Source organism: Thermus sp. NEB1569, from assembly GCF_022385295.1.
GTDB lineage: Bacteria > Deinococcota > Deinococci > Deinococcales > Thermaceae > Thermus > Thermus scotoductus.
In genome coordinates this window covers 18862-43392 of the sequence record NZ_CP092445.1, presented here as the reverse complement: position 1 = coordinate 43392, position 24531 = coordinate 18862, and the positions used below count along the sequence as shown (strand labels likewise).

At 64.7% G+C, this 24531-nt stretch carries 23 protein-coding genes and 1 tRNA gene; 15 read left to right on the top strand and 9 right to left on the bottom strand.

Features of this window, described 5'->3' with window-relative positions; translation table 11 throughout:
• Positions 1-13 precede the first annotated feature (13 nt).
• A complete protein-coding gene (locus tag MI302_RS12220) occupies positions 14-187 on the top strand; it encodes a hypothetical protein (protein ID WP_370687350.1) in 174 nt (57 codons plus the stop codon).
• Entirely contained in the window at positions 184-1233 is a 1050-nt protein-coding gene (gene rlmN, locus MI302_RS00700) for a 23S rRNA (adenine(2503)-C(2))-methyltransferase RlmN (RefSeq protein ID WP_015718323.1), read from the top strand. The genes MI302_RS12220 and rlmN overlap by 4 nt, the downstream gene beginning before the upstream one ends.
• Here rlmN and MI302_RS00695 read toward each other — a convergent pair.
• The gene (locus MI302_RS00695; RefSeq protein WP_172960027.1) at positions 1202-2365 is read right to left on the bottom strand and encodes an acyl-CoA dehydrogenase family protein; all 1164 of its coding nucleotides are present in this window, start codon (positions 2363-2365) and stop codon (positions 1202-1204) included. The two genes, rlmN and MI302_RS00695, sit on opposite strands and share 32 nt — an antisense overlap.
• Positions 2366-2459: 94 nt before the next feature.
• On the opposite strand from MI302_RS00695, the gene MI302_RS00690 reads away from it, so the two are divergent.
• Positions 2460-3182 carry a Clp1/GlmU family protein gene (locus MI302_RS00690; protein WP_015718325.1) on the top strand — a complete coding sequence of 241 codons (723 nt, stop codon included), beginning with the start codon at positions 2460-2462 and terminating at the stop codon, positions 3180-3182.
• Here MI302_RS00690 and leuS read toward each other — a convergent pair.
• The 4 genes from leuS to proB form a co-directional block, all read right to left on the bottom strand.
• Positions 3160-5796, bottom strand: coding sequence for a leucine--tRNA ligase (gene leuS / locus MI302_RS00685; protein WP_239726534.1), 2637 nt, complete (start codon positions 5794-5796; stop codon positions 3160-3162). The genes MI302_RS00690 and leuS overlap by 23 nt on opposite strands.
• A gap of 131 nt (positions 5797-5927) precedes the next feature.
• On the bottom strand, positions 5928-6710 hold the full coding sequence (locus tag MI302_RS00680) for a YhjD/YihY/BrkB family envelope integrity protein (protein WP_239725926.1): 783 nt from the start codon (positions 6708-6710) through the stop codon (positions 5928-5930).
• 63 nt (positions 6711-6773) lie between these two features.
• Positions 6774-8045, bottom strand: coding sequence for a glutamate-5-semialdehyde dehydrogenase (locus tag MI302_RS00675; protein ID WP_239725925.1), 1272 nt, complete (start codon positions 8043-8045; stop codon positions 6774-6776).
• Positions 8033-9145, bottom strand: coding sequence for a glutamate 5-kinase (gene proB, locus MI302_RS00670; RefSeq protein WP_026329082.1), 1113 nt, complete (start codon positions 9143-9145; stop codon positions 8033-8035). The genes MI302_RS00675 and proB overlap by 13 nt, the downstream gene beginning before the upstream one ends.
• Positions 9146-9390: 245 nt before the next feature.
• Here proB and MI302_RS00665 point away from each other — a divergent pair, with 245 nt between their 5' ends.
• From MI302_RS00665 to MI302_RS00655, 3 genes are all read left to right on the top strand, one after another.
• On the top strand, positions 9391-12690 hold the full coding sequence (locus MI302_RS00665; protein WP_239725924.1) for a hypothetical protein: 3300 nt from the start codon (positions 9391-9393) through the stop codon (positions 12688-12690).
• A 257-nt stretch (positions 12691-12947) separates the two neighbouring features.
• Positions 12948-13024 (top strand) — tRNA-Arg (locus MI302_RS00660).
• Positions 13025-13075: 51 nt separating this feature from the next.
• Complete coding sequence (locus MI302_RS00655) at positions 13076-13639, top strand: cob(I)yrinic acid a,c-diamide adenosyltransferase (RefSeq protein WP_239725923.1); 564 nt, start codon at positions 13076-13078, stop codon at positions 13637-13639.
• Here the strand turns inward: MI302_RS00655 and MI302_RS00650 are convergent.
• Positions 13636-13920 carry a hypothetical protein gene (locus MI302_RS00650; protein ID WP_239725922.1) on the bottom strand — a complete coding sequence of 95 codons (285 nt, stop codon included), beginning with the start codon at positions 13918-13920 and terminating at the stop codon, positions 13636-13638. The genes MI302_RS00655 and MI302_RS00650 overlap by 4 nt on opposite strands.
• A 55-nt stretch (positions 13921-13975) precedes the next feature.
• On the opposite strand from MI302_RS00650, the gene MI302_RS00645 reads away from it, so the two are divergent.
• From MI302_RS00645 to MI302_RS00605, 9 genes are all read left to right on the top strand, one after another.
• Positions 13976-14695 carry an ATP-binding cassette domain-containing protein gene (locus tag MI302_RS00645; RefSeq protein WP_239725921.1) on the top strand — a complete coding sequence of 240 codons (720 nt, stop codon included), beginning with the start codon at positions 13976-13978 and terminating at the stop codon, positions 14693-14695.
• Complete coding sequence (locus tag MI302_RS00640) at positions 14692-15858, top strand: ABC transporter permease (protein ID WP_239725920.1); 1167 nt, start codon at positions 14692-14694, stop codon at positions 15856-15858. Before MI302_RS00645 ends, MI302_RS00640 begins: the two co-directional genes overlap by 4 nt.
• Positions 15859-15869: 11 nt before the next feature.
• Positions 15870-16730 (top strand): SPFH domain-containing protein, encoded by an 861-nt coding sequence (locus MI302_RS00635; protein ID WP_239725919.1) that lies wholly within the window; start codon positions 15870-15872, stop codon positions 16728-16730.
• A gap of 9 nt (positions 16731-16739) precedes the next feature.
• Positions 16740-16928, top strand: coding sequence for a hypothetical protein (locus tag MI302_RS00630; protein WP_015718336.1), 189 nt, complete (start codon positions 16740-16742; stop codon positions 16926-16928).
• Positions 16894-17403, top strand: a complete 510-nt coding sequence (locus MI302_RS00625) for a hypothetical protein (protein ID WP_038031633.1) — start codon at positions 16894-16896, stop codon at positions 17401-17403. Before MI302_RS00630 ends, MI302_RS00625 begins: the two co-directional genes overlap by 35 nt.
• A complete protein-coding gene (locus MI302_RS00620; protein WP_239725918.1) occupies positions 17400-18194 on the top strand; it encodes a type II CAAX prenyl endopeptidase Rce1 family protein in 795 nt (264 codons plus the stop codon). Before MI302_RS00625 ends, MI302_RS00620 begins: the two co-directional genes overlap by 4 nt.
• An 8-nt stretch (positions 18195-18202) precedes the next feature.
• On the top strand, positions 18203-19024 hold the full coding sequence (rapZ, locus tag MI302_RS00615; protein WP_038031637.1) for an RNase adapter RapZ: 822 nt from the start codon (positions 18203-18205) through the stop codon (positions 19022-19024).
• Between the two features lie 73 nt (positions 19025-19097).
• Positions 19098-20258: a gluconeogenesis factor YvcK family protein gene (yvcK, locus tag MI302_RS00610; RefSeq protein WP_126202514.1), complete on the top strand. Its 1161-nt coding sequence runs from the start codon at positions 19098-19100 to the stop codon at positions 20256-20258.
• Between the two features lie 8 nt (positions 20259-20266).
• The gene (locus MI302_RS00605) at positions 20267-20965 is read left to right on the top strand and encodes a glucodextranase DOMON-like domain-containing protein (protein ID WP_026328998.1); all 699 of its coding nucleotides are present in this window, start codon (positions 20267-20269) and stop codon (positions 20963-20965) included.
• On the opposite strand, the gene MI302_RS00600 is transcribed toward MI302_RS00605, so the two are convergent.
• Genes MI302_RS00600 through MI302_RS00590 form a run of 3 tightly spaced genes read right to left on the bottom strand, consistent with a single transcriptional unit; the run spans position 20962 to position 24515 of the window.
• Positions 20962-21282 (bottom strand): DUF3208 domain-containing protein, encoded by a 321-nt coding sequence (locus MI302_RS00600; RefSeq protein WP_015718342.1) that lies wholly within the window; start codon positions 21280-21282, stop codon positions 20962-20964. The genes MI302_RS00605 and MI302_RS00600 overlap by 4 nt on opposite strands.
• 4 nt (positions 21283-21286) lie before the next feature.
• The gene (gene alr, locus MI302_RS00595) at positions 21287-22387 is read right to left on the bottom strand and encodes an alanine racemase (RefSeq protein WP_126169751.1); all 1101 of its coding nucleotides are present in this window, start codon (positions 22385-22387) and stop codon (positions 21287-21289) included.
• 1 nt (position 22388) lies between these two features.
• The gene (locus tag MI302_RS00590) at positions 22389-24515 is read right to left on the bottom strand and encodes a primosomal protein N' (RefSeq protein ID WP_239725917.1); all 2127 of its coding nucleotides are present in this window, start codon (positions 24513-24515) and stop codon (positions 22389-22391) included.
• Positions 24516-24531 lie beyond the last annotated feature (16 nt).

Sequence of the window (24531 nt, the reverse complement as noted above, 5' to 3'; positions counted from 1 at the left end):
TTACAATAGGACGATGACCGAGCGGTCCTTGCGCCCGCTAACGGAAGAGGAGTATCTGGCCCTGGAAGAGGCTAGTCCCGTGCGCCACGAACTGGTGGGGGGTATCCCTTACGCTGGGGATACGCTTCACTTACCTTATCCAGAGGGTATCCTGGGGCTTTGGGAGATCTACGAAGGCGTAGCATGAGGTCTATCCTGGAACTCCTCCCCGAAGAGCTTCCCGGCGAGGGCTACCGCAAGGCCCAGATCGCCCACTGGCTCTACGCCCGGGGGGCCATGGACTTCTCCGAGATGACCGACCTGCCCAAGGGCTTCCGGGAAGCCCTGGCCGGGGAGTGGCGCATCTCCGAGTTCGCCCTGGTGGAGGCCTACCCGAGCCGGGATGGAAGCGTCAAGTACCTCTTCACCCTGTTGGACGGAAAGAAGACGGAAGCCGTCTACATGCCCTACGAGAACCGCAAGACCGTCTGCCTTTCCAGCATGGTGGGCTGCCCCGCGGGGTGCACCTTCTGCGCCACCGGGGCCTTGGGCTTTGGCCGCAACCTCACCGCGGCGGAGATCCTTTCCCAGCTTTTGGCCATCGCCCACCACCAGGGCATCTCCCCCAGGGATATCCGCAACGTGGTCCTCATGGGCATGGGGGAGCCCCTCCTGAACCTGGGCAACGTGCTTAAGGCCATCCGCACCATGCTCCATCCCAAGGGCCTGGCCATGAGCCCAAGGCGCATCACCCTCTCCACCGTGGGCATCCCCAAGGGCATCCACCGCCTGGCGGAGGAGGACTTAGGGGTGCGCCTCGCCCTTTCCCTCCACGCCCCCGACGACGAAACCCGCAGGAAGATCATCCCCACCGCCCACCGCTACTCCGTGGGGGAGATCCTCGAGGCGGTGCGCCACTACTACGCCAGGACCAAAAGGCGGGTCACCTTTGAGTACACCCTCCTGAAGGGTTTAAACGACCACCCCTGGCAGGCCCGGCTTCTCGCCAAGCTCCTTAAGGGCATAAGCGCCCACGTGAACCTGATTCCCTTTAACCCCTGGGAAGGTGCTCCCGTGGAAGGCACCCCTAAGGCGGGCATCCTGGCCTTCGCGGAGGAACTGAGGCGGCTCGGGATTCCCACCTCCATCCGCTTCAGCCGAGGGCAGGACGTGGGGGCAGCCTGCGGCCAGCTGGCCTTAAAGGCCCCCAAGGCCCTCACCTTCACACCGACTCTAGAAGGCGCCGGGCAATAATGAGCTTCAGGATCTCGCTGGTGCCCTCCCCGATGCGGGTCAGGCGGGCGTCGCGCCAGTAGCGCTCCACGGGGTAGTCCTTGATGTACCCGTACCCCCCCAGGATCTGGATGGCCTCGTCGCAGGCCTTCACCGCCACCTCGCTGGCGAAAAGCTTGGCCTGGGCGGCCTCGAGGGTATAGGGCCTTCCCCCATCCTTAAGCTCCGCCGCCTTCAGGTAAAGAAGCCTTGCCGCCTCCAGCTCCGTGGCCGCCTCCGCCAGCTTGAAGGAAACCCCCTGGTACTCGGCAATGGGCCTGCCGAAGGCCTCCCTTTGCTTGGCGTAACGCAGGGCGTAGTCCAAGGCCGCCCTTCCCAGGCCCACCGCCATGGCGGCGATGCCAATCCTGCCCCCATCCAGCACCTTGAGCACATCGTAAAACCCCTTGCCCCTCTCCCCTAAAAGGCTGTCCTCGGCCACGAAGAGGTCCTCGAGGACCAGCTGGGCGGTGTCGGAGGCGTTCAGGCCCAGCTTCTCCTCCTTGCGGCCGATACGGAGGCCCGTTTCCGGGCGGAAAAAGGCGAAGGCGGAGATGCCCAGGTGCTTCCTCTCTGGGCTTGGAGCCGGGTCGGTGCGGGCCACGATCACGTACACCCCGGCCACGCTCCCCTGGGTGATGAACTGCTTGGTGCCATTGAGCACATATCCCCCGGACACCGGCTCGGCCCGGGTTTTAAGGGCGGCGGCATCCGAACCCGACCCCGGCTCCGTAAGCCCCCAGGCCCCCAGGGCCTCCCCCGAGGCCAGCTTGGGCAGGAAGGTTTCCTTCTGCCTTTCATTCCCCGCAAGGAGGATGTGCCCCGTGGCCAAGGAGTTGTGGCTGGCCACAGTGAGGGCCAAGGCCCCGTCGTAATAAGCGATCTCCTCCACCATGCGGGCGAAAAGCCGGCTTGTAAGCCCCGCCCCGCCATAGGCCTCGGGCACCGTGGCCCCGAAGACGCCGAACTGGGCGAGCTTCCTCACCAGCTCAAAGGGAAAGGCCCCCGTGCGATCCCTCTCCGCCGCCCCCGGGGCCACCTCCGCCTTGAGAAACTCGCGGAAGGGCCCCAAGACCGCCCGCTCCTCCTGGCTTTCCTCAAACCAGAGCCCCATGTTGGGCATAGTATAACACTTTCTTGCGGCATGGCAAAAATACGTTATCCCACAGGCCCCCGGGATCCCGGGGCATGGGGTAGTTTCAAGGGGGATGCTCCTCCTGGCTGGCCCCACGGATACCGGCAAGTCCACCCTGGCCTTAAGGCTTCTGGAAAAGGCCAAGGAAGCCTACCTCCTGGACCTGGACCCGGGGCAGGGAGCCCTGCCCGGGGCCTTCACCCTCTTCCACTACCGGGAAGGAACCCTCACCCCCCTACGCCGCTACCTTCTGGGGGCCCTGTCCCCCAGAGGGATGGAGGCGCAGGCGGTGGTGGGGGCCCTGCGCCTAGCCCGCCTCATCCCCAAAGGAAGCCCCGCCGTGGCCGACACGGATGGCTACCTGGACCCTGGGTTTCGGCTCTTACAGATCGAGGCCCTGGTGCCCGCCGAGGTGCTGGTCCTGGGGTGGGAGGAACTCTACCAGGCCCTTTCCTGGCGCAGGGACCTAAGGGCGCGCCTGGCCCCGCCCCTTCAGGGGGTCCGCAGGAAAACCCCGGCCGAGAGGCGGAAAAACCGCCTGGAAAGGCTTTTTGCCCACTTCCAGGAAGCCAGGCCCCGTCCCCTTCCCCTCGGTCACATGCCCGCATACCCTATGGAACCCCCCGAGCCCCAGCGGCTTTACGGGCTCCTGGACGGGGAAGGGTTCCTCCTGGGCTACGGACGGCTTCTGGCCTGGGCAGGGGACGAGGGACTTTTCCTCACCCCCGTGGGGGAGGAGGTGGCCAGGGTGGTACCCACCCGGCTTCTTTTCCCTATCCCCGCACTACCAGGTTGAGGATCTTGCCGGGGACGTAGATTTCCTTCACGATGGCCTTGCCCTCCACATGGGCCTGAACGTTTCTCACCTTGAGGGCCTCGGCCCTGGCCACCTCCAGGGGGGCGTCCTTGGGAATCCGGATGGTTCCCCGCACCCTCCCGTTCACCTGCACCGCCACCTCCACCACATCCTTTTCCAAGGCCTTTTCGTCCAATTCGGGCCAGCCGGCTTCAAAGAGGCTATCCGGCCAGAACCAGTGCCAAAGTTCCTCCGCGATGTGGGGGGCAAAGGGGAAAAGCATCTGCAGGTAGTAGCGGATGGCGGTGCGGTAGACGGGGGTCACGGGCCGCACCTTGCGGTACTCGTAGAGGGCGTTCAAGAGCTCCATCAGGGCGGCGATGGCGGTGTTGAAGCGCAGGGCCTCGAGGTCCTCCGTGACCTTCTTGAGGGTGGCGTGGAGCTTCTGGTAAAGCTCCCGGTCCGGACCCTCCAGGCTCTCGGCGACAAACTGGCCCGAGGTGGCCAAAAGGGCCTCCCGGTCCTCCGCCACCCGGCGCCATATGCGGTTCAGGAAGCGCCAGGCCCCCTGCACCCCCTCCTCGGTCCAGACCATCTCGTTTTCGGGGGGTGCGGCGAAGAGGATGGTGATGCGGGCGATGTCCGCCCCCTCCTCCTTCACAAAGGGCCCCACCATGACCCCGTTGCCCTTGGACTTGCTCATCACCGCGGGCTTCCAGAAGTGAAGGGTGCCGTCCTCGTGGGGCCTGAGCTCCGCCCCCATCTTCCGCACCTCCTCCAGGGAAAGCTCCCTCTCGGGGATCTCCAGCCGGATCCTCGTAGGCTCGGGCAGACGCACCCTCTCCCCCTCCACCTCCACGGGGCCGAAGTCCGTCCAGGCCAGGACCATACCCTGGGTGAAAAGCCCCTGGAAGGGTTCCTCCACCTTCACCATCCCCAGGTCGTGAAAGAACTTGGTAAAGAAGCGGCTGTAGAGGAGGTGAAGCACGGCGTGCTCCACCCCGCCGATGTACTGGTCCACCGGCATCCAGAAGTCGGCCTTCTCGGGGGCAAAGGGAAGCCGATCGTTTTTGGGGTCGGTGTAACGCAGGTAGTACCAGCTGGAGTCCACGAAGGTGTCCATGGTGTCGGTGTCCCGCTTGGCGGGGCCACCGCATTTGGGGCAGGTGGTCTCGTAGAACTCGGGGTGGGCCTCCAGGGGGCTTTTCCCCTTGGGCCGGATGTCCTCGATGTCCTTGAGGTCGGGGAGGAGGACGGGAAGCTCCTCCTCGGGAACCGGCACCACCCCGCAGGCTTCGCAGTGGACCATGGGAATGGGGGTGCCCCAGTAGCGCTGGCGGCTGATGAGCCAGTCCCTAAGGCGGTAAGTGACCCTGGCCCGCCCCAGGCCCCTCTCCTCCAGCCAGGCCACCACCTTCTTCTTGCCCTCCTCGCTGGGGGTGCCGTCAAAGGGCCCCGAGTTCACCATGATGCCGGGCTCCTCGTAGGCGGCCTCCAGGGGCTCGGGCAAGGGCTCACCCGGGCGCTCGATCACCTTCCTTATGGGAAGGCCGAACTTCTGGGCGAACTCAAAGTCCCTCTGGTCGTGCCCGGGCACCCCCATGATGGCCCCGGTGCCGTAGCCGTAAAGCACGTAATCCGCAGTCCAGATGGGGATTTTCTCCCCGGTGGCGGGGTTGATGGCGTAGGCCCCGAGAAAAACCCCCGTCTTCTCCCGGCCTTCCGCCTGGCGCTCGATCTCGGTCTTGCGCTTGGCAGCCTCCACATAGGCCTCCACCTCAGCCCGCCTTTCGGGAGAGGCAAGCCTTAAGGTGAGGGGGTGCTCCGGGGCCAGGACCATGAAGGTGGCTCCAAAAAGGGTGTCGGGCCGGGTGGTGAAGACGGTGATGGCCTCTTTAAGGCCCTCCACGGGGAACTCGATCTCCGCCCCCTCCGACCGGCCGATCCAGGCCCGCTGCATGGCCTTCACCTTTTCCGGCCAGTCCAGGCCCTCGAGGTCCTCAAGAAGCCTTTCCGCATAGGCGGTGATGCGCAGGTACCACTGCTCCAGCTCCCGCTTCTCCACCGGGGTGTCCTCGTGCCGCCAGCAGCGGCCCTCCACCACCTGCTCGTTGGCCAAGACCGTCTGGCACTTGGGGCACCAGTTCACCAGGCCCTTGGCCCGGTAGGCCAGGCCCTTTTCCCACATCTTCAGGAAGATCCACTGGTTGAAGCGGTAGTAGTCGGGCTCGCAGGTGGTCACCTCGCGGTCCCAGTCGTAGAGGATGCCCATGAGCTCGAGGCTCTCCTTGGCCTGGCGGATGTTCTCGTAGGTCCAGTCCCTGGGGTGGAGGCCGAACTTCAAAGCGGCGTTTTCCGCGGGCAGGCCAAAGGCATCCCAGCCCATGGGATGGAGGACCTCATACCCCTGCACCTTGCGGAAGCGGGCCAGGACGTCCCCCATGGTGTAGTTCTTCAGGTGGCCCATGTGCAGGTCCCCGGAGGGATAGGGGAACATGACCAGCACGTACTGCTTCCCCTTCCTTCCCGGGACCTCCTTGGCCTTCATGAAGCCCTTTTCCTTCCAGAAGCGTTGCCACTTGGGCTCTATGGCGTGCGGGTTGTACTTCTCCATGCGCTCCTCCCTCAAAAAAACCCTTCCCCCAAGGGGAAGGGACGGCCAAGCCCCTTCCCGCCTTAGGGGATTAGCCTGGCCGGACTCATGGGAACATGATACTGCAACCCGGCAAAAAAGCGTGGGGCGCCCTAGTCCTCCATCGCCCTCGCCACCACCGCCCCCAGGAGGAAGACCCAAAGCACGAGATATAGGCCGAGTAGCGCCAGGACAAACCCCGCCAGGGGTCCGTAGAGGAGCTCGTACTGGGAGCGGGGAAGGAGCTTGGGAAGTCCAAGCCGCACCCCCTCGAAGAGAAGGGCTGCCACCCCTGCCCCCACGCTCAAGGGCACCAGGTGGCGAAACCCTTTGAGGCCGCGGAAAAAGGCGTAGGTAAAAAGAAAGAGCAAAAAGGCCAGGAATAGGGGTAAAAAAGCCTCCAGGGGCCCCAAGGCCCCCCGCCACTCCGGGGGGAGGAAGCGGAGGAGAAACCCCAGGGCCAGGCCCAAAAGGGCCAGGAGGATGAGGGCCAGGCCCAAGACCACCGGCATGAGGAGGCCCAAAAGGCGGTGGCGAAAACCCAGGGGGCGGCTAAAGATGAGCCCCAGGGCGTAGCTCAGGGCGGCGAAGAAATTGCTTCCCGACCAAAGGAGGAAGAGGGCGCTCACCAGGGTGAGGGGGAAAGCCCCCCGGGTGAGGAAGCGGAGTAGGTCCTGAGCCAGCTCAGGCCGGGCCGGGAAAAGACCCTCGGCCAAGGCCTTCACTCCCCCCAAAAAACCCTCTCTCAGGGCCTCGCTTCCCGAGAGGAAAAGGCCAAAGACCCCCACCAGGAGAAAGAGAAGGGGCATGAGGGAAAGAAGAGCGTAGTAGGCTAGGGCAGCAGCGAAGAAGGGCACATGGGTCTGCGTGTAAAGGCGTAACACCTTCTGCAGCACGGGCTTCCCTTCCCTACCCGCTCCCCCCGGCGGGCATCCTCCCCTACCTCCCCTAGGGGGCACCTACTCCCGCTCCTGCCCTTCCCCCAGGGCCACCCATTTGGTGGTGGTGAGCTCCATGGGCCCCATGGGGCCGTAGGCGTGGAGCTTGGAGGTGCTGATGCCGATCTCCGCCCCCAGGCCCAGCTGGAAACCATCGTTGAAGCGGGTGGAGGCATTCCACAGGACCAGGCTGGCGTCCGCCTCTTCCAGAAACCGCCAGGCGGCCTTGGGATCCTCCGTGCAGATGGCCTCGGTGTGGCGGGAGCTGTAGCGGGCGATGTGTTCCAGGGCTTCTTCCAGGCTGGAAACCACCTTCACCCTCAGGATCAAGTCCAGATACTCCCAGTCCCACTCCTCCTCCTGGGCGGGTACCGCTTCCTTCAGGAGGGGAAGGGCTTTGGGGCAGGCCCTGAGCTCCACACCCCTTTCCCGCATGGCCTTTTCCAGCATGGGAAGAAAGACCTCGGCCACCCTCTCGTGCACCAGGACGGCCTCGAGGGCATTGCACACGGCAGGCCGCTGGGTCTTGCCGTTAATGGCCAGGCGGAGAGCCATATCCAGGTCCGCCCTCTCGTCCACGTAGAGGTGATTCACCCCCTTGGCGTGGGCCAGGACCGGCACCCGGGCCTCCCGTTGCACCAGACGGATGAGCTCCTCCCCACCCCGGGGGATGAGGAAGTCCAATAGCTCCAGGCGGCACATGGCCAGGATGGCCTCTCGCTCGGTGGTGGGCACCAGGCTCACCGCCTCCACAGGAAGCCCGGCCTCCCCCAAGGCCCGGTGCCACAGGGAAACCAGGGCCTGGTTGGAGCGGAAAGCCTCCTTCCCTCCCCTGAGGAGCATGGCGTTTCCCGCCTTCAAGGCCACGGAAACCGCCTCCACCGTGGCCCCGGGCCGGGCCTCGTAGATGAAGCCGATGAGGCCCAAGGGGATCCGCATCCTTCCCACCCTAAGGCCGTTTGGCCTCTTGCTAAGCCCCTCGATCCTCCCCAAGGGATCCGGGAGAGCGGCAATCTGACGAAGACCCTCGGCGAGGCTCCTAAGGTCCTTGTCCTTGAGGGCCAGGCGGTCCAGCTTGGCCCGGGATAGCCCCGCCTCCTCCGCCTCCTTGAGGTCCTCTTGGTTGGCCTTTAGCACCTCCGGCCAGGCTTCCTCCAAAAGGCGGGCCATGGCCAGCAGAGCCCCGTCCCGGTTCCCCTTGGCGATCTCGGGAAGCCGGGCCCTGGCTCCTTCCGCCAGTTCTCTCAGCGTTTTCTCAAGATGTTCCCTTTGGGAAGCAGCTAACTCCCCCATGCCTCCTCCTTCAACGCCAGGTGGTCCCGGTGGACCACCTCCTCCGTGTAGCGATAGCCCAGTAAAGCCTCGATCTCGGCGCTTTTGTGCCCCTTGATGCGCTCAATCTCCTCGGCGGCGTAGTTGGCCAGGCCCACCCCCACCTCTTCCCCTGCCTCGGTGAGGAGGCGCACCGCCTCTCCCCGACCGAACCGCCCCCGCACCGCCTTGATACCGGCAGGCAAGAGGCTTGCCCCCTTCTCCCTTAGAGCCCTCACCGCCCCGGCGTCCAGCACCAGCTCCCCCTTGGGCCGAAGGAGGCTGTAAAGCCAGGCCCTTTGGCCCCGGTACCGCCTTCTGGCGTGGAAGTACGTACCCAAGGGAGCTCCTGCCAGAGCCTCGAGGATCACCCCGGGCCTTCTTCCCGGGAGAAGGAGGGTGGGTATCCCCACCCTTCCGGCGATGCGGGCGGCAAGGAGCTTGGAGCGCATCCCCCCGCTTCCCAGGGGATTTCCCTCCCCAGCATGGGCCAGCACGGCCTCCACCCGCTCCACTTCCGGGATGGGGCGGGCGCTGGGGTTCTTCTTGGGGTCATCCTCATAAAGGGCGTCCACGTCGGAAAGGAGGAGCAAAAGCCCCGCCTCCACCAGGGCCGCCACCCGGGCGGAAAGCTGGTCGTTGTCCCCGAAGCGGATCTCCTGGAAGGCCACCGTATCGTTCTCGTTGATGATGGGAACCGCCTTCAGGCGCAAAAGGGCCTGCAGGGTGGCCTTGGCGTTCAGGTAGCGCCCGCGGCTCGCCAGATCCTCGGCGGTGAGGAGCACCTGGGCCACCGGGGTAGGGGTGAAGGCTTCCCGCCAATAGGCCATGAGAAGAGGCTGGCCGATGGCGGCCAGGGCCTGCTTGGTGGGCATGTCCTGGGGGCGGGGCAGGCCCAAGGCCGCCATCCCCGCCGCCACCGCCCCCGAGGAAACCAGAACCACCTCCCGCCCCTCCTGGCGCAGGGCCAGAACCTGGCGGGCAATCTCCTGCATCACCCCCTGCTCTAACCCTTGGGGCCCCGCCAACACGGCGCTTCCCACCTTGAGGACCAGCCGCTTGGCCTCGAGTCCCGGCCGCATTAAGGCCCAGGATAGCATCTCTCATCCTTTGGACTTGGGCGGAGATTAAGGTGGAGAGGATGGGGAGAAAAACCCTTTTCGTCCTAGCTTTTTTACTCCTCTTCACTGCGTGCAACAGCATACTATCCCCTCACCCAGCTGCCGACTTTGCGGTTGAACTCAATCCCTCCACCCTCATTGCCACCCAGGGAACGAGTCAACTAACCACTGTAACCCTAACCCCCCAGAATGGTTTCAAGGGAGTGGTGAGCCTTGCCCTGGAAAGGCAGGATGGTACGCCAGCTCCCATCGGCCTCCACCTTTCCCCCACCAGCTTGAGCGTCACAGGCTCCATCCCAGTAAACCAAGCCCTGACCCTCAGTGTGGGAAGCAGTGTTTCCCCAGGGACCTACCCCCTCAGGCTTAGAGCTACTGCGGGCTCCATCAACAAGACAGCTTCCCTGACCCTCGAGGTGGCCTCGCCACCGCCACCCCCGGACTTTACCCTTGGCCTCAGCCCCAGCAACCTCAGCGTCCAGCAGGGGCAAACCACCGCCACAACCCTAACCCTCACCCCGCAAAACGGGTTCACGGGCCAGGTGAGCCTCTCCCTGGAACGCCAAGATGGGTCCCCAGCTCCCAGTGGGATCACCGTTTCCCCTGGCAATCTAAATGTGACGGGGCCGAACCCGGTAAGCCAGGCCCTAACCGTGCAAGTAGGACAGGGTGTTCCCACAGGAACCTACGACCTGAGGGTGAAGGCCAGCGCAGGATCCACCACCCGGACCGCCAACCTGGCCCTGACAGTCACAGCGCCTCCTCCACCGCCCGACTTTACCCTTGTCCTAACCCCCTCAAGCCTGACCCTTCAGCAGGGTGGTAACGGCATTGTTCAGCTCACCCTCACTCCCCGAAACGGTTTCACCGGCACCGTAAGCCTGGCCCTGGTGAATGCTCCGGCAGGGATAACCCTCTCCCCTGGAAGCCTGGACATCACCAGCCCAGACCCTGTGACGCAGCCCCTAACTTTGGCCGTGGCTTCCTCCACCCCCACCGGTACCCACGCCCTTAAGGTCCGGGCCACGGGAGGTGGCATCAGCCGGGAAGCGGACCTGACCCTCACCGTCACCCAGGCCACGGCAGGGGATTTCACGATGACCCTCGAGGGCTCCTCCCTTACCGTGGCCCAAGGAGACCGGGTTTATGTCCGCCTTGCTGTGACGGGAACCTACTCTGGCCCCATCAATCTGAGCCTGGTGGATGCCAACAAGAACCCTTTTTCCGGCGTGAGCCTGAGCCCAACCAGTACCCCTGTTCCCTCTGCGCCCATGCTGGAGCTCACGGCCTCCCCTACCCTTTCCCCTGGCACCTACAACCTCTTCGTGCGGGGTCAGGGAGGAAATCTGGTGCGGGAAGCACCCCTTACCCTCACCGTTACGGCCCCTCCCCCATCCCCAGACTTCAGCATCGCCTTAAACCCCACCAACCTCACGGTTCCGCAAGGGACTAGCAGCACCACAAACCTAACCCTGACGCCACAAAACGGGTTCACGGGACCGGTAATCCTGACCTTGGAGCGGCAAGACGGCTCCCCTGCACCCAGCGGCATCTCCCTGAGTCCCGGTAGCCTAAACGTAACCGGCACCAACCCTATGACCCAGACCTTGACGGTAGCGGTAGCTCAGAGCGTGGCCACCGGCACCTACAACCTCAGGGTGAAGGCCAGCGCAGGATCCACCACCCGGACCGCCAACCTGGCCCTGACAGTCACAGCACCACCGGGCTTCAACATCTCCCTAAACCCCATAAGCCTTTCCGTTCAGCAAGGGGGTAGCGGCTCCACCACCTTGACGCTAACACCCCAGAATGGTTTCCAAGGACAGGTAAACTTGAGCGTGAGCGGGGCTCCTCCCGGGGTGCAGATCGGTTTCCAGCACAATCCCTGGAACATCAGTGGCACCCAGACGCAGGCGGTCACGGTGAGCGTGGGCACCAGCGCCTCCCCTGGGAACTATACCCTCACCCTGACCGCCACGGGAGGCACCATTACCAAAACAGCCAACTTGAACCTGACGATATCCACCTCTTCCCAAGCCAACCTGTACATCGCCAAGGCCGAATGGGGCCAGACGGTGCTCAAGGAGAACCTGCGTCTGGTAACGGGCAAACCCACCCTGCTCAGGGTCCACCTTCTGTCAAGCCTCTCTCCCATTTCCCTGAGCAATCCCTTGGCCGGAGCGGTGTATTTGAACAGTACCTTCCAGGGCAACCTGGCTTTCTCCTGTCCAAGTCCCATTCCCACCACCACGGACCCAGGAAACCTGGCCACCACCTGTACCGCCACCCTGCCGAGCAACTGGGTGGCCCCTGGGCTACGGGTGGAACTCCAGGCCGACCCCCAGGGTCAGGTAGCCGAGAACAACGAAAGCGACAACCTCTTAACCCTCATTCCCAGCGTGGGTGCGGGTACGGTGCTCTACCTGACCGTGGTTCCCGTGATCCATCAAGGGCAACAAGCGCAAGTACCCAGCTTTAGCCAGACCCTTTGGCGGGCCTGGCCCCTAAAGGAAGTCTCCTTCACCACCCGCGCGCCCTATACCTTCTCCGGTACCTTAAGCCCCAGCGACGGAAACACCTGGGCCCGGCTTCTGGACGAACTTCGCCTCCTCCGCCAGGCCGATGGAAGCAACCGCTACTACTATGGCTTCGTCAGGGTTTCCTACACCTCGGGCATCGCCGGGATTGGCTACCTGGGCTATCCCGTGGCCGCGGGGTGGGACTACTCTGAGAGCGCTCCTGCGGTCATGGCCCACGAGCTGGGGCATAACTTTGACCGGGAGCACGCCCCTTGTGGGGTATCCGGCGACCCCAACTATCCCTACGCAGGCGCCAAGATCGGCACCTGGGGGTACGATCTCGCCAACGGCTCCTTAAAGGACCCCAGCCAGTTTTACGACCTCATGAGCTACTGCGGCCCCCAGTGGGTTTCCGATTACACCTATGAGGGGGCACAAAGCTTCCTGGAAACCTCTCCTCCAGCACCTTTGTCCTTAATGGAAGCCGGTCTCCTCTTCTCTGGGCGCATCCGGGATGGGGAGGTGGTGTTCAACCCTCCCTTGAAGCTCAACGCTGCCCCGGAAGGGAAGCCCTCCGCCTACCGCCTGCGGGCAGAAGGACCGGGAGGCCCCCTCGAGGTGCCCGTCCACATCCTGAAAGACTCCGAAGGTACCCTCCACTTCCAGGCCCGCCTGCCCCTGAACCCCTACACCCGGGTGGGGCTTTACCTGGGAAGCCAGCTCCTCAAGGAGGCCACCCTCCCCCTTCTTCCCCAGGCGGAACCCCAGGTGGAGCTAAAGGAGGAAGGGGGCTTCCTCCTGGTCCACATCCAGGGCTACCCCTACTTTTCCCTTTTCCATGTGTCTTCAGATGGAACCCGCACCGCCTTGGGCCTCTGGCACCGGGCGGGGGAGGTGCGGTTTGCCCTGGAAAACCTTCCCGCGGGAGGCCAGTGGGAAATCCAGCTTACGGATGGGCTAAATATCCGAATCCTTCTCTTTCCTCGCTGAGAAACATCCCTGGCAAAAGGCCACCTTTCCCTCCCGCCTGAGCCGCACCAGGAGGGCGAAAAGGGTGGCCTTCCTGAGCCCGGGGCGGAGGGATTGAAGCTGGGTGTGGAGGTCCTTTAGTTGTTTCCCTGGCGGGAAAGCAGCGAGGGTCCTGGGCCCCCGAAGCAGGGCGAGAAGATGGGCTTCTAGACGCTTATTCCGCACCAAGGCCATTGTTGACAAAAATGCCTTTCCCGTGCTACCTTAGAGGTCGGCTTGGGCCCGTAGCTCAGTTGGATAGAGCGGCTGACTACGGATCAGCAGGTCAGGGGTTCGAATCCTCTCGGGCCCGCCAAAACCCCCGGGGAAACCCGGGGGAGCGTTTTTTAGGCTCTACAATGGGGCCATGAAGATCTATACCAAAACCGGGGATGCAGGGGAGACTGGCCTCTATGGGGCCGAGCGGGTGGTGAAGGCCCACCCCCGGGTGGAGGCCTACGGCACCGTGGACGAGGCCAACTCCGCCCTGGGCCTGGCGCGAAGCCTCCTTCCCCAGGAGCACCTGGACCTGCACGACCTCCTGGAGCGCATCCAAAATGCCCTCTTTGACCTGGGGGCCGACCTGGCCACCCGCATGGGCAGCCCCTACGAGAAGAACATCGCCCGCATGGATACCCAGGATGTGGAGGGATTGGAAGAAGCCATTGACCGCTACATGGAGGAAAGCCCTCCCTTCCGGGGCTTCATCCTTCCCGGAGGGCACCCGGCGGCGGCAGCCCTGCACCTGGCCCGCACCGTGGTGCGCCGGGCGGAGCGCAAGGTGGTGGCCCTAAGCCGGGAGGAGCCGGTGAACCCGGAGGTTATCCGCTACCTGAACCGCCTTTCCGACCTCCTCTTCGTCTTAGCCCGGGTGGTGAACGCCCGGGAGGGAGTGCGGGAAGAGGCGTGGCTGGTGAAGAAGCGCCGCTAAGGCCAGGGCTTACCGTAGACCCGGACCTCGGCCTGGGGAAAGGCAGTTTCTAAAAGGTCCTTTAAAAACTGGGTGGCGCTGGGCAGAAGCCCACCGCAGGGACCCTCCATGTAGAGAAAGAGGTAGCGGGGCCTGCGGGGGGACTGGGAGAAACCCAGACATCCCTGGTACTCAGGAAAGTACTCATAGAAAAGCTCCAGGAGGTCCTGCACCAGGTCTTTGGCCTCGGGCAGGGCCTCAATGGAGCTTTGCGGCTTGACCCAGAAGGTCATGGCCTTCATGCAAATCCATTATGGCCCTTGACCCGGATAGGGTGGTATGATATCACTTAGATATATGATTGAAGTCGCCGGTCTCACCAAGGCCTACGGCCAGCGCCTGGCCGTGCGGGACCTCACCTTCCAGGTGTCCCCCGGGGAGGTCTATGCCCTCTTAGGCCCCAACGGGGCAGGAAAGACCACCACCTTGCGCATCCTCTCCACCCTCATTCGGCCCACGAAGGGCAGGGCCAAGGTGGCTGGATTTGACGTGGCCCGAGAGCCCCTAGAGGTGCGGCGGCGCCTGGGCTTAGTAAACGGGGGCATGCGGGTTTACGACCGCCTTACCGGGCGGGAGGTCCTGCGGTTTTTCGCCGGGTTTTACGGCCTCGAGGGCCAGGCCTTCCAGGAGGCCCTGGACTGGGTAGCGGACCTTTTGGAGATGGAGGAAACCCTGGAGCGAAGGGTCATGGAGATGTCCACCGGCATGCGCCAGAAGGTGGTCATCGCCCGCGCCATCCTCCACCGCCCTCCCGTCCTCCTTCTGGACGAGGCCACGGCGGGGCTGGACGTGTTCGCCCGCAGGGCTCTTTTGAACTTCGTCAAGGCCTACCGCCAGCTGGGCAACGCCATCATCTACTCCACCCACGTGATGAGCGAGGCGGAGGAGGTGGCGGACCGGGTGAGCTTTTTGCACCAGGGCCGGCTGGTCTATGAGGGAAGCAAGGAGGAAGCCCTGGCCCTGGGGGAGGGAAGCCTAGAGGAAGCGTTCGTGCGCAGGGTGAAGGAGGCCGCATGAGGGATATCTACCGCATCTTCTGGAAGGAACTTGTGCAGGTCTTTCGCGACCGCAAGCTGGTCTTCTCCACCCTGATCCTTCCTGTGCTGCTCATGCCCATTTTCATGTTCGGGCCCAGCCTGGTCCTCCAAAGGCTCCTGCAGGGCGCCCAGGAGAGGAAGCAGGAGGTGGCGGTCCTGAACCTGCCCGAAGAAGCCCTCCGCGCCCTGGAGCAGGCCGGACTCTCCCCCAAAGCCCACCCCGACCCCGAGGGAGCCGTGCGGGAGGGGAAGTATCCCGTGGGCGTCCGCTACGAGCAGGGGGTGTACCGGGTCTATGGCCGCCTGGCAGGGGGGCTCACGGAGGGGCAGGTGGCGGTGAGCAAGGTGCAAGGGGCCCTGCAAGCCCTTAAGGAGGCCAAGGTGGCCGAGGCCCTGGCCCAGAGGGGAATCCCCCACCAGGTCCTCACTCCCTTCCAGGTGGAGGTGGTGGACGCTTCCCCCGAGGGGGAAAAGAGGGCAGGGCTTTTGGGGTTCCTCCTCCCCTTCTTCCTGGTGGTCTTCGTCCTCAGCGGGGGCCAGGTGGTGGCGGTGGACGCCACCGCGGGGGAGAAGGAGAAGGGGACCCTCGAGGCCCTCCTCATGGCCCCGGTGCCCCTCTGGCACCTGGCCTTGGGCAAAACCCTGGCCACGGTGGCCATGGCCCTTCTTTCCGGGATATCGGGGCTTGTGGGCCTGGCCCTGGCGGCGGAGTTTGGCGGCCGTCTTTTCAGGGAAACCGGCCAGACCCTGGAACTGGGCGGCCAGCTAACCCTGGACGGAACCAGCTTTCTTGCCCTCTTCCTCTCCGCCTTCCTGCTGGCCCTCTTCATGGGGGCGGTGATGGTGAGCCTGGGGCTTTTCGCCCGGAGCTTCAAGGAGGCGCAGAGCTACGTGGTGCCCCTGCAGCTTTTGGCCCTTCTGCCCCTCCTATTCCTGCAGTTTAGGGGCTTCCTGGAGCTACAGACCTGGCACTACCTTCTCCCCCTTTTCAACGTGGCCCTGCTTATGGATGCCCTCCTGAAGGGAAGCGCAAGCCCCCTGCAGGCAGGCCTCACCTGGGGTTCCACCCTGGTCTACGCCGGGCTTGCCCTCCTGGTGGCGGTTAGGGTCTTCTCCCGGGAAGAGGTGGTCTTTAGGAACTAAAAGGAGGCGGTATGCGCGAGGTAAAGGAAACTGCGGCATGGCGGCAAAATGGCTTTCTGGCCCTTCTGGTCCTTCTCCTGGACCTCCTTTGGCTAGGCTGGGTAGGGTACGAGTTGGTGAGCGACGGGGAACTTTACCTATGGCACCTCATCCCCGCTCTTCTGGCCTCGGGGCTTTTAGCGGCGGGGCTTTTCACCGTGCAACCCAACGAGGCGGTGGCCATAGTCTTCCTGGGGCGGTACGTGGGTAGCGTCCGGGAGGAAGGCTTCCACTTCACCAACCCCCTGGCCCAGCGAAAACGGGTTTCCCTTAGGGTCCACAACTTCACCTCCGATAAGCTCAAGGTGAACGACGCCCAGGGAAACCCCATAGAGATCGCCGCCGTGGTGGTGTGGCGGGTGGTGGACACGGCCAAGGCTCTTTTCCAGGTGGAGAACTACCAGAGCTTCGTGGCCATCCAGTCGGAGGCGGCCATAAGGGCCCTGGCGAGCCGCTACCCCTACGATGCTGAGGGCAAATCCTTGAGGGGAAATCCTGAGGAAATCGCCAAGGAACTCAAGGCCGAGGTGCAAGAGCGCCTCAAGGTGGCAGGGGTGGAGGTGTTGGAGGCCCGCCTCACCCACCTGGCCTACGCTCCGGAGATCGCCCAGGCCATGCTCCGCCGGCAGCAGGCCCTGGCGGTGGTGGCGGCCAGGAGGCTCATCGTGGAGGCAGCGGTGGGCATGGTGAAGGAAGCCCTCCTGGGCCTCGAGGCCCAGGGGATCGCCCTGGACGAGGAGCGCCGGGCAGCCATGGTGAACAACCTCATGGTGGCCCTGGTGGCTGAGGCCCAGGCCCAGCCGGTGATGAACGTGGGTACCCTGTACACCTAAGGGGGTGGGGTGAGAGAAAAGGAGAAGAAGCGCTTCCTTTTAAGGCTTGACCCAAGGCTCTATCGGGTGCTGGAGAAATGGGCCCAGGACGAGCTGAGGAGCGTGAACGCCCAAATAGAGTTTCTCCTTAAAGAAGCCGCCAAGAAGGCGGGGAGGTGGAAGGATGAGGCTCCACCCGAAGAGGGACGGGAACCCTAGGCGGTTTTTCCTGGTCTTGCTCCTCTTCTCCCTCCTGGCCTTGGGCGGGGTTATCCTCCTGGCCGCCCGGGAGGATCCCGAAAGCCTCCCCCTCCTCCTCGGCATCCTCCTGGTGGACCTCTTCCTGATGGGGGGCCTCCTCTACTGGCTCATGGGGTTTCCCCAGAGGCTTTTCTACGAGCTAAATGGCCCGGTGCTCGTCATCCACCACCCCCTAGGCCGCCGCACGATCCACCGCTCGGAGGTGGCGGAGGTGAGGCTCCTCACCTTCGCCCTTCCCTGGTGGACCCTTCAGGGGGAGGTCTCCATGCCCGGCTACCACCGCAAGCGGCTCCGGCTGGAGGGACTATCCGTGGAAGCCCTCGTGGGAGCCAGGCGGGGGGAGGGAGTGCTCCTGGTGCTCAAAAACGGCTCCGGGCTTCTTCTCAACCCGGAAGACCCCCTTCCCCTGCTGAAGTGGAAGGAGGTGGCATGAGGGCCCTTTACTGGACCCTGGGGCTTTCCTGGGTGGCCTTCCTGGCCTTTTACCTGCAGGGCGGGCGGGTGGGTAGCCCTGCCTATCTGGCCTTTGGCTTCCTCTACATGTGGATTCCCGGCCTGGTGGCCCTTTCCTTCGCCCGCAAGGAGGGAGTGCGCCTCCCCCTTGCCCTACGGCCCAACCGCTACTGGCTTTTCGCCTGGCTCTTCCCCGTGGCCCTCACCCTGCTTTCCATTCCCTTAAGCCTTCCCTTCGGTGCCTGGAAAGGATGGGAAGCCCTCCGGCAAACCGCGCCCCAGGAAGCAGCCCAGGCGATCCCGGAAACCCTCTCTGCGCTTTTCCCCCTGGTCCTCATCCTCTCCGCCCTGGTGGCGGGAGCCACGGTAAACCTCCTGGCCGCTTTGGGAGAGGAACTTTTGTGGCGGGGGTACCTGTGGGAAAAACTAAAGGTGCGGGGCTTCTGGCCCGCCAGCCTGGAAATCGGCTTCTGGTGGGGCCTGTGGCATGCTCCCCTTATCCTGGCCGGCCATAACTATCCCAGAGAACCTCTCCTCGGCGTTCCCATGATGATCCTTTTCACCTTGGCCCTGACCCCCGGGCTCCTCTGGGTCCGGGAAAAGGCAGGCTCGGTGCTGGCGGCAGCCCTCTTCCACGGAACCCTGAACGCCATAGCGGGCCTTTCCCTCCTTCTGGTGGAGCGCACCCACGACCTCCTCATCGGGGTGGTGGGGCTTCCTGGGCTTTTCCTCCTTTCCCTTTTCAACCTCTGGCTGAGGAGGCGGGTATAGTCAAGGGGATGCGGTTTCTGGTGCTTTCGGGGCTTTCCGGAGCGGGCAAGACCACGGCCAGGGGATACCTTGAGGACCTGGGCTACTTCATGGTGGACAACCTTCCCCCAAGTCTGTGGGAAGCCCTTTTGCAGGAACTGAGCCGAAGGGGGGTGGAGCGGGCCGGGGTGGTGCTGGACGCCCGGGCCCTGGCCTTCTTCGGGGATCTGGAAAGGGTATTGGACCAGCTCAAGCCCACCGTGGTCTACCTCGAGGCCCGCCCCGAGGTCCTCCTGCGCCGCTACAACCTGACCCGGAGGGTCCACCCCCTGGGAGCGGGAAATCTCATGCGGGAGATCGGGGAGGAACGCCGCATCCTGGGTCCTTTACGGGCCAGGGCCCACCTGGTCCTGGATACCTCGGAGCTTTCCCCAAGGGCCCTCAAGGACGCCCTGGTGCTCTTTTTGGGGGAGGAGGCGGGCTTTCTTCTGCGCCTCATCTCCTTTGGCTTCAAGTGGGGCCCGCCCCAGGAGGCGGATCTGGTCCTGGACGTGCGCCCCCTGCCAAACCCTCACTATGACCCCACCCTCAAGCCCAAGACGGGGCTTGACCTCGAGGTGCAGGCCTACGTGTTCCGGGAAGAGTACGAGCCCTACTACCGGGCCCTGCTGGCGGTGGTGGGGCTGGCGGCGGAGGGAGCCCAGAAGGAAGGCAGGGCCTTTTACACCGTGGCCGTGGGGTGCACCGGGGGAAGGCACCGGAGCGTGGCCGTGGCCGAGCGGCTTGCCGAGGAGCTCTCCAGCCGGTTCCGGGTGGAGGTGAGCCACCGGGATGTGGACAAGGAGGAGTAAGTACCAGGGATTGTACCGGGTAGCCAAAGGGCTTGCCCGGCGCTTTCCCCCGCTTCGCTGGCTCTACCCGGGGATGCGGGTCAAGCGCTACGCCGCCTTGGCGGGCCTGGGGGTAGGCCTCATGGCCTTTGGGCTTGCCCGCTTCCTCCCTCCTCCACCCCCGGAACCCTGGGCCCTGGGCCTTGTCCTCCTGGGCCTCACCCTCTTGGTGGGAGGGGTAAGGAGCATGAACCGGAGCATGCTCTCCGCCTTCACCGAGCCCGAGGCGGTGCCGGAAAGGGTCTACGTGCGCAGGAGGTTGGAGCAGGGTCCCAAGGTGGTGGCCTTTGGCGGTGGGACCGGGCTTTCCCGGGTGCTCAGGGGCCTAAAGGAGCACACGGCCAACACCACCGCCATCGTGGCCGTGACCGACGATGGGGGCTCCACGGGCCGGCTCCGGCTAGCTTTCGGCCTGCCGGCGGTGGGGGATCTGGTGGACTGCCTGGCGGCGCTTTCCGACCACCCCGCCCTTCCCAAGCTCCTGCACCACCGCTTCCAGGAAGGGGAGTTTAAGGGCCACACCTTCGGCAACCTCTTCCTCTTGACCCTGAACCAGGAGGCCAGGAACTTCGCCCAGGCCATCCTCGAGGCCAACGCCATCCTGCAGCTTAGAGGCCAGGTCTTTCCCGCCACCCCCGAGGCGGTGCGGCTTAAGGCCCGCTTCCGCGATGGTTCGGAGGTGGTGGGCGAGGTGGTCATTCGGGAAAAAAGGGGGCGGATCCAGGAGGTCTTCCTGGAACCCGAGCCCCAGCGGGTCATGGAGGAAGCCCTCAGGGCCATCCGCCAGGCGGACCTCCTGGTTCTGGGCCCGGGAAGCCTCTACACCAGCGTCATCCCCAGCTTCCTGCCCAAGCCCCTCCTGGAGGCCATGGCCAAGGCAAAGGCCCCCCTGGTCTACGTGGTGAACCTCATGACCGAGCCGGGGGAAACCGATGGCTACACCGCTTACGACCACTACAAGGCCATCGCCTACCATCTCGGCAGGAGGCCCGAGGTGGTCCTGGTGCACACCGCCCCCATCCCGGAGGAAGTCCAAGGGCGGTATGCGGCAGAAGGGCGTTTTCCCGTGGCCTTTGACCCGAGGCCCTTCGCCGCGGACGGGGTGAGGGTGATCACGGGGGATTTCCGGGAGGAGGGCCCCTTGGCCCAGCACGATCCGGAAAAGGTGGTGAGGGCCCTGGTGGCCCTGGTATAAAGATGGGCATGCTGTTTCTCTTCCAGGACCCCGTGGGCGACGATCAGGGCCTGGCCTACCGCTATCCCCGGGCAGCCCTGTTCCAGGAGGCAGGGGAGGGCTATGCCGACCTTCTGGCCCTGGCAGGGGAAGAACGGGAAGGGAGGCTGGTCCTGAAGGTGCGCCTGAGCCGCTACCCGAATCCCCTCGAGGGCCCCTTGGGCTTCAGCCTGGCCACGGTGGCCCTCTGGTTGGACACCGGGGAAGGAGGGGAGGAAGCCTTGCTTCCCGGGCTTTCCACCCCTCCTGACCAAGGCTTTGAGGTGGCCTATATCCTCACGGGATTCGGCGGGGAAAAGCGTACCCCCACCGGGGAAAGGACGCCCGCCAGGGTGTGGCGGGAAGGGGAATGGGTGGCGGTGGACACTGGGATTCCCCCTGGGCCTTACGGCTACTACGGGGCTGTGGGCCTCTTCGACCCCTTCGCTCCCTGGTACCTGCGCCCCACTAGCCCGGAAGGAGGCCCCTGGACCCTGGGGGCCCCCCCGGGAAGCCCCCCGGTGGTGGACCTTTTGGCGGAGGCACCCTTGGATCAGGTAAAGGCCTACCAAACCGGCATCCTGAAGCCCTTAAGGCCCAAGGGATTCGCCCTAAAAAGGGAAAGCCTCCTGGCCTTTGCCCTGGGTGGGGCCTCCCTCCTCCTGGCCTTCCTCCTCCGCAAGCCCTAGAGGGGACGCAAATCCTCCAGAAGAAGCCAGCCCACCTCCTTGGGAAGCCCCTCCAGCATCCCCCGAAGGATGGGGGCCAGGGTTTCCGTCAGGGGCTTCAAGGCCTCGGGAGGTTCCTCGGTGAGAAGAAGAAGGGTAACCTGGTAAAAACGCTGGGTGTGCGTGGGGGTACCGTCCTCAAAGAAGGGTGTGGGGGGCGGCACCTCGTCCAGGAGAAGCCTGGCTCCCTCCACCTCCTGGGGAAGCAGGGTTTTCAGGTCCAGGGCAAGCTCCCTGGGGTACCAAAGGTAGCCCTGGAACAGGCGCACCGCTTGCACCCGTCTAGTTTAGAACCTCCCACACCTCCTCGCCATAGCGGTAAACCCGAGGAAACCTCCGGGAAAGGTGCACCGCCACCTCGTAAGGGATGGTCCCCCGGGCCTCGGCCCAGGCGCAAAGCCCCGTGGGGCCGAAATCCGGGGAGAGTACCTCCAAGACCGCCTCCAGGGGCAAAGGCCCCGGGGAAAGCACCGTGGTCTGGTCCATGGAGATGCGGCCCGCCACCGGGTAAAGGCCTCCTTCGGGACCCTTCACGAAGCGCACCGCCCCCCGGGGAAGACCGTCGGCATAGCCCACGGGCAAGGTCAGAAGCCACTCCCCACCCCGGGCCACGTACTCCCCTCCGTAGCCCACCCGATCCCCCGGCCCCAGCTGCTTCACCAGGGTGGGCCGGGCGAGAAGGCGGAGGATGGGCTTTAGGCTGAAACCCGGGATGAGGCCATAGAGGGCAAGTCCCACCCGCACGTTCTCCCCCCCGTGCAGCAGAAGCCCGTGGGAGTTTTCCAGGTGGTAGAAGTAGCCTTCCCCCAAAGCCTCCCGCACCCTTTGGAAGCGGCTTCTCTGCACCTCCACGAAAGCCTCGTCCTCCCCGGCGGTGGCCAGGTGGGTGTAGACTCCCTCCACCCTTATCCCCAAGGCCTCCACCGCCAGGAGGGCATCCTTGGCCTTCTCCCAGGGAAAGCCCACCCGGTTCATCCCCGTATCCACCTTGAGGTGGGCCCTGGGGGTTAGGCCCAGGGCCCGGGCCCTACCCGCCAGGGCCTGGGCTGCCTCGAGGGTGGAGAGGGTGGGCAGCAGGTTAAGGCGCAACACCTCCTCCGCCTCCAGGGGATGGAGGCTTCCCAACAGGAGGATCTCCCCCTCCACCCCGCCTTCCCGCAGGGTCCTTCCCTCGCTCACCGTGGCCACCGCCACCCACCTGGCCCCCTTTTGGAAGAGGAAGCGGGCCAGGGGTAAGGCTCCATGCCCATAGGCCTCGGCCTTGAGGACCGGGATGACCTCTCCCCTGGCCTTGGCCTTAAGGAGGAGCCAGTTGGCCTCGAGGGCCTTAAGGTCCACCTCTATCCAGGCACGGGTCTTGAGGTACGCTGTGGCGTGACCCATGCTAATCCTCCAAAAGCCCCACAAAGCGGTGGGGATCGGGATCCAGCTTAAAGCGACGGCGGTCCAGGCGGGAAAGAAGCTCCCAAAGCCGCTCTGTGCTTCCCTTCAGGAGAAGGTGGAAGATGTACATCCCCTTCACCCGGGGCACCGGGGCAGGGGCCGGACCCAGCACCTCCCCTTCTCGGGCCACCCCCTTCAGGGCGGAAAGGAGGCCATAGGCCTCCTCGAGGGCCCGCTCCTCCTTGCGGTGGGCAACCTCCAGCTTCACCATCCGCACCTTGGGAGGGTAATCCAGGGCCTCCCGCAGGGCCTTTTCCCTCCAGGGAAAGACCTCCACGCTTCCCTCCAAAAGCGCCTGGTGAGCAGGGTGGTCGGGGGTGTAGGTCTGGAGGACCAGAAGGGGCCTTCTCCCCGGCCTCAGCTCGGTGAGGGCCCAAAGCAGGCGATGGTACCGCTCAGCGGCGCGGAAATCGGAATCGTAGAGGAAGCCATCGGCATAGGGCAGGAGGACCAAGGCCAGCTCGGGGAGCACCGGGCCCCGGAGAAACGCGGTGGTGCCCACCACCACCCCTGGTTCTCCCTTGAGCAGGGGGCCCAGGTCGTCCTTCCCCTCCTTGGAGTAGCGGTACACGGGTAGGGAAAGGCGCCCCCTTAGTTCTTCCTGCAGCCATTCCAGCCCTGGTCCCTTGGGCTCGAGGAGGGGGGAACCGCACTCCGGGCACAGAACCGGGGGAGGCTCGCGGTGGCCGCACTGGTGGCAGACCAGTTCCCCCCTGCCCCCCTTGTGGTAGCGCAAGGGAAGGGCGCAGTTGGGGCAGGTGGGCTTGTACCCGCAGTCGGCGCAGAGGAGGAGGGCGCTATAGCCCAAGCGGGGAGAAAGGACCAGGGCCTGCCGCCCCTTCTCCTCCACCTGCCTCAAAAGGGCCCAGGCCCTTCCCACCAGGGGATACCCCTTCTCCTTCCTCAAGTCCAACAGGAGAACCCTCGGCTTGGGTACAGGGAAGGCCAGGCCCGGCTTTTCCAAGACCTCCACCGCGGGCACCAGGGAAAGGTAGGTGAGGGGCACGCCCAAAAGCCTTGCCCTGAGCTCCGCCAAGGGAGGCACAAAGGCCCGGGTCCCCGAGGGAAGCTTGTAGCTCTCGCTTCCCTCTTCCACCACCACCAGGGAATCCGGGGTGAAGGGGAGGAGAAGCCCGCCATAGGTGGCGAAAATCAAGCCCCCAGGCTGCCGAAAAAGGGCCTCCCGCACCTCCCGGGAAAGGCCCCCATGGTACGGCCGGGCCTGGGGGAAGTGGCGGAGGAAGCGTTCCAAAAGGCTTACCTCGGGAAAGAGCACCAGGTGGCTTCCCTTGGCCACCAGGCCCGCCAGGAAACGCATCCTCTCCCCAAGCCTCCCCCCGTTCAGCCTTTCGGGCCTTTCCGGAAGGAAGAGGGGTTTTAGGGGCTCGCCCGCAGGGGAAGGCTCCCTAGGAGTCCCGTAGCCGATATCCCCCTCGGCGAGAAGCCTCTTTACCCGGCCCACCCCTACCCCAGCAGCCCGGGCCAAGGCTGCCAAACTCTCCGCTTGGCCCAGGGTCCAAAGGACCTGCAAAACAGCGTTCAGAAGAGGGTCTGGATGCCGCTTCTCCAGGGGGATGAGAACCCTTCTCCCCTCCTTAAAGGCCACCTCCTCCTGCAAGACCCCAGCCTCCCGCAGGTAATCCAAAAGCTTGGGGTCAAACCTCTTAGCCTCTTGCCAGGTGACAAGGCCCTCCAACCCCTTGGGCAAAAGGGCTGGGTCCGCCCCCGGGTAGAGGCGCACCCGGTGCCTTAGTTCGGGAAAAGGGGGCAGGAAATCGGCAAGCACCTGGCCCAAGGGAGCAAAGAGGTAGCGGGCGGCTTCCTCCAGAAACAGGATCTCCTCCGGGCGCAAATAGGGCCTCGAGTCCAGATAGGCGATGGCGTGCCGCAAGGCATGGCTCGGCCTGCCCCCTTCCCCCACCACCACCCCCACCCGCACCTCCCCCCGCCAGGGCACCGCCACCCGTTTCCCCAGGGCTTCTTCCCCGTCTACACCCTCCTGGCCCAGGGGAGGCAGGTAGGTCATGGGGGGAAGGGGCAGGGGTAAGGCCACCTGAAGAAGGCGCATGCTGCCCATAGGATAA

What these genes read in the sequence shown, in the direction of transcription:
- MI302_RS00625 (WP_038031633.1), top strand. Translation starts at nt 16,894, where the DNA reads ATGAGGCTCCACCCGAAGAGGGACGGGAACCCTAGGCGGTTTTTCCTG.
- leuS (WP_239726534.1), bottom strand. Translation starts at nt 5,796, where the DNA reads ATGGAGAAGTACAACCCGCACGCCATAGAGCCCAAGTGGCAACGCTTC.
- alr (WP_126169751.1), bottom strand. Translation starts at nt 22,387, where the DNA reads ATGGGTCACGCCACAGCGTACCTCAAGACCCGTGCCTGGATAGAGGTG.
- MI302_RS00605 (WP_026328998.1), top strand. Translation starts at nt 20,267, where the DNA reads ATGCTGTTTCTCTTCCAGGACCCCGTGGGCGACGATCAGGGCCTGGCC.
- MI302_RS00695 (WP_172960027.1), bottom strand. Translation starts at nt 2,365, where the DNA reads ATGGGGCTCTGGTTTGAGGAAAGCCAGGAGGAGCGGGCGGTCTTGGGG.
- MI302_RS12220 (WP_370687350.1), top strand. Translation starts at nt 14, where the DNA reads ATGACCGAGCGGTCCTTGCGCCCGCTAACGGAAGAGGAGTATCTGGCC.
- MI302_RS00690 (WP_015718325.1), top strand. Translation starts at nt 2,460, where the DNA reads ATGCTCCTCCTGGCTGGCCCCACGGATACCGGCAAGTCCACCCTGGCC.
- MI302_RS00635 (WP_239725919.1), top strand. Translation starts at nt 15,870, where the DNA reads ATGCGCGAGGTAAAGGAAACTGCGGCATGGCGGCAAAATGGCTTTCTG.
- proB (WP_026329082.1), bottom strand. Translation starts at nt 9,145, where the DNA reads ATGCGGCCGGGACTCGAGGCCAAGCGGCTGGTCCTCAAGGTGGGAAGC.
- MI302_RS00590 (WP_239725917.1), bottom strand. Translation starts at nt 24,515, where the DNA reads ATGCGCCTTCTTCAGGTGGCCTTACCCCTGCCCCTTCCCCCCATGACC.
- MI302_RS00645 (WP_239725921.1), top strand. Translation starts at nt 13,976, where the DNA reads ATGATTGAAGTCGCCGGTCTCACCAAGGCCTACGGCCAGCGCCTGGCC.
- MI302_RS00655 (WP_239725923.1), top strand. Translation starts at nt 13,076, where the DNA reads ATGAAGATCTATACCAAAACCGGGGATGCAGGGGAGACTGGCCTCTAT.
- MI302_RS00640 (WP_239725920.1), top strand. Translation starts at nt 14,692, where the DNA reads ATGAGGGATATCTACCGCATCTTCTGGAAGGAACTTGTGCAGGTCTTT.
- rlmN (WP_015718323.1), top strand. Translation starts at nt 184, where the DNA reads ATGAGGTCTATCCTGGAACTCCTCCCCGAAGAGCTTCCCGGCGAGGGC.
- rapZ (WP_038031637.1), top strand. Translation starts at nt 18,203, where the DNA reads ATGCGGTTTCTGGTGCTTTCGGGGCTTTCCGGAGCGGGCAAGACCACG.
- MI302_RS00620 (WP_239725918.1), top strand. Translation starts at nt 17,400, where the DNA reads ATGAGGGCCCTTTACTGGACCCTGGGGCTTTCCTGGGTGGCCTTCCTG.
- yvcK (WP_126202514.1), top strand. Translation starts at nt 19,098, where the DNA reads ATGCGGGTCAAGCGCTACGCCGCCTTGGCGGGCCTGGGGGTAGGCCTC.
- MI302_RS00650 (WP_239725922.1), bottom strand. Translation starts at nt 13,920, where the DNA reads ATGAAGGCCATGACCTTCTGGGTCAAGCCGCAAAGCTCCATTGAGGCC.
- MI302_RS00675 (WP_239725925.1), bottom strand. Translation starts at nt 8,045, where the DNA reads ATGGGGGAGTTAGCTGCTTCCCAAAGGGAACATCTTGAGAAAACGCTG.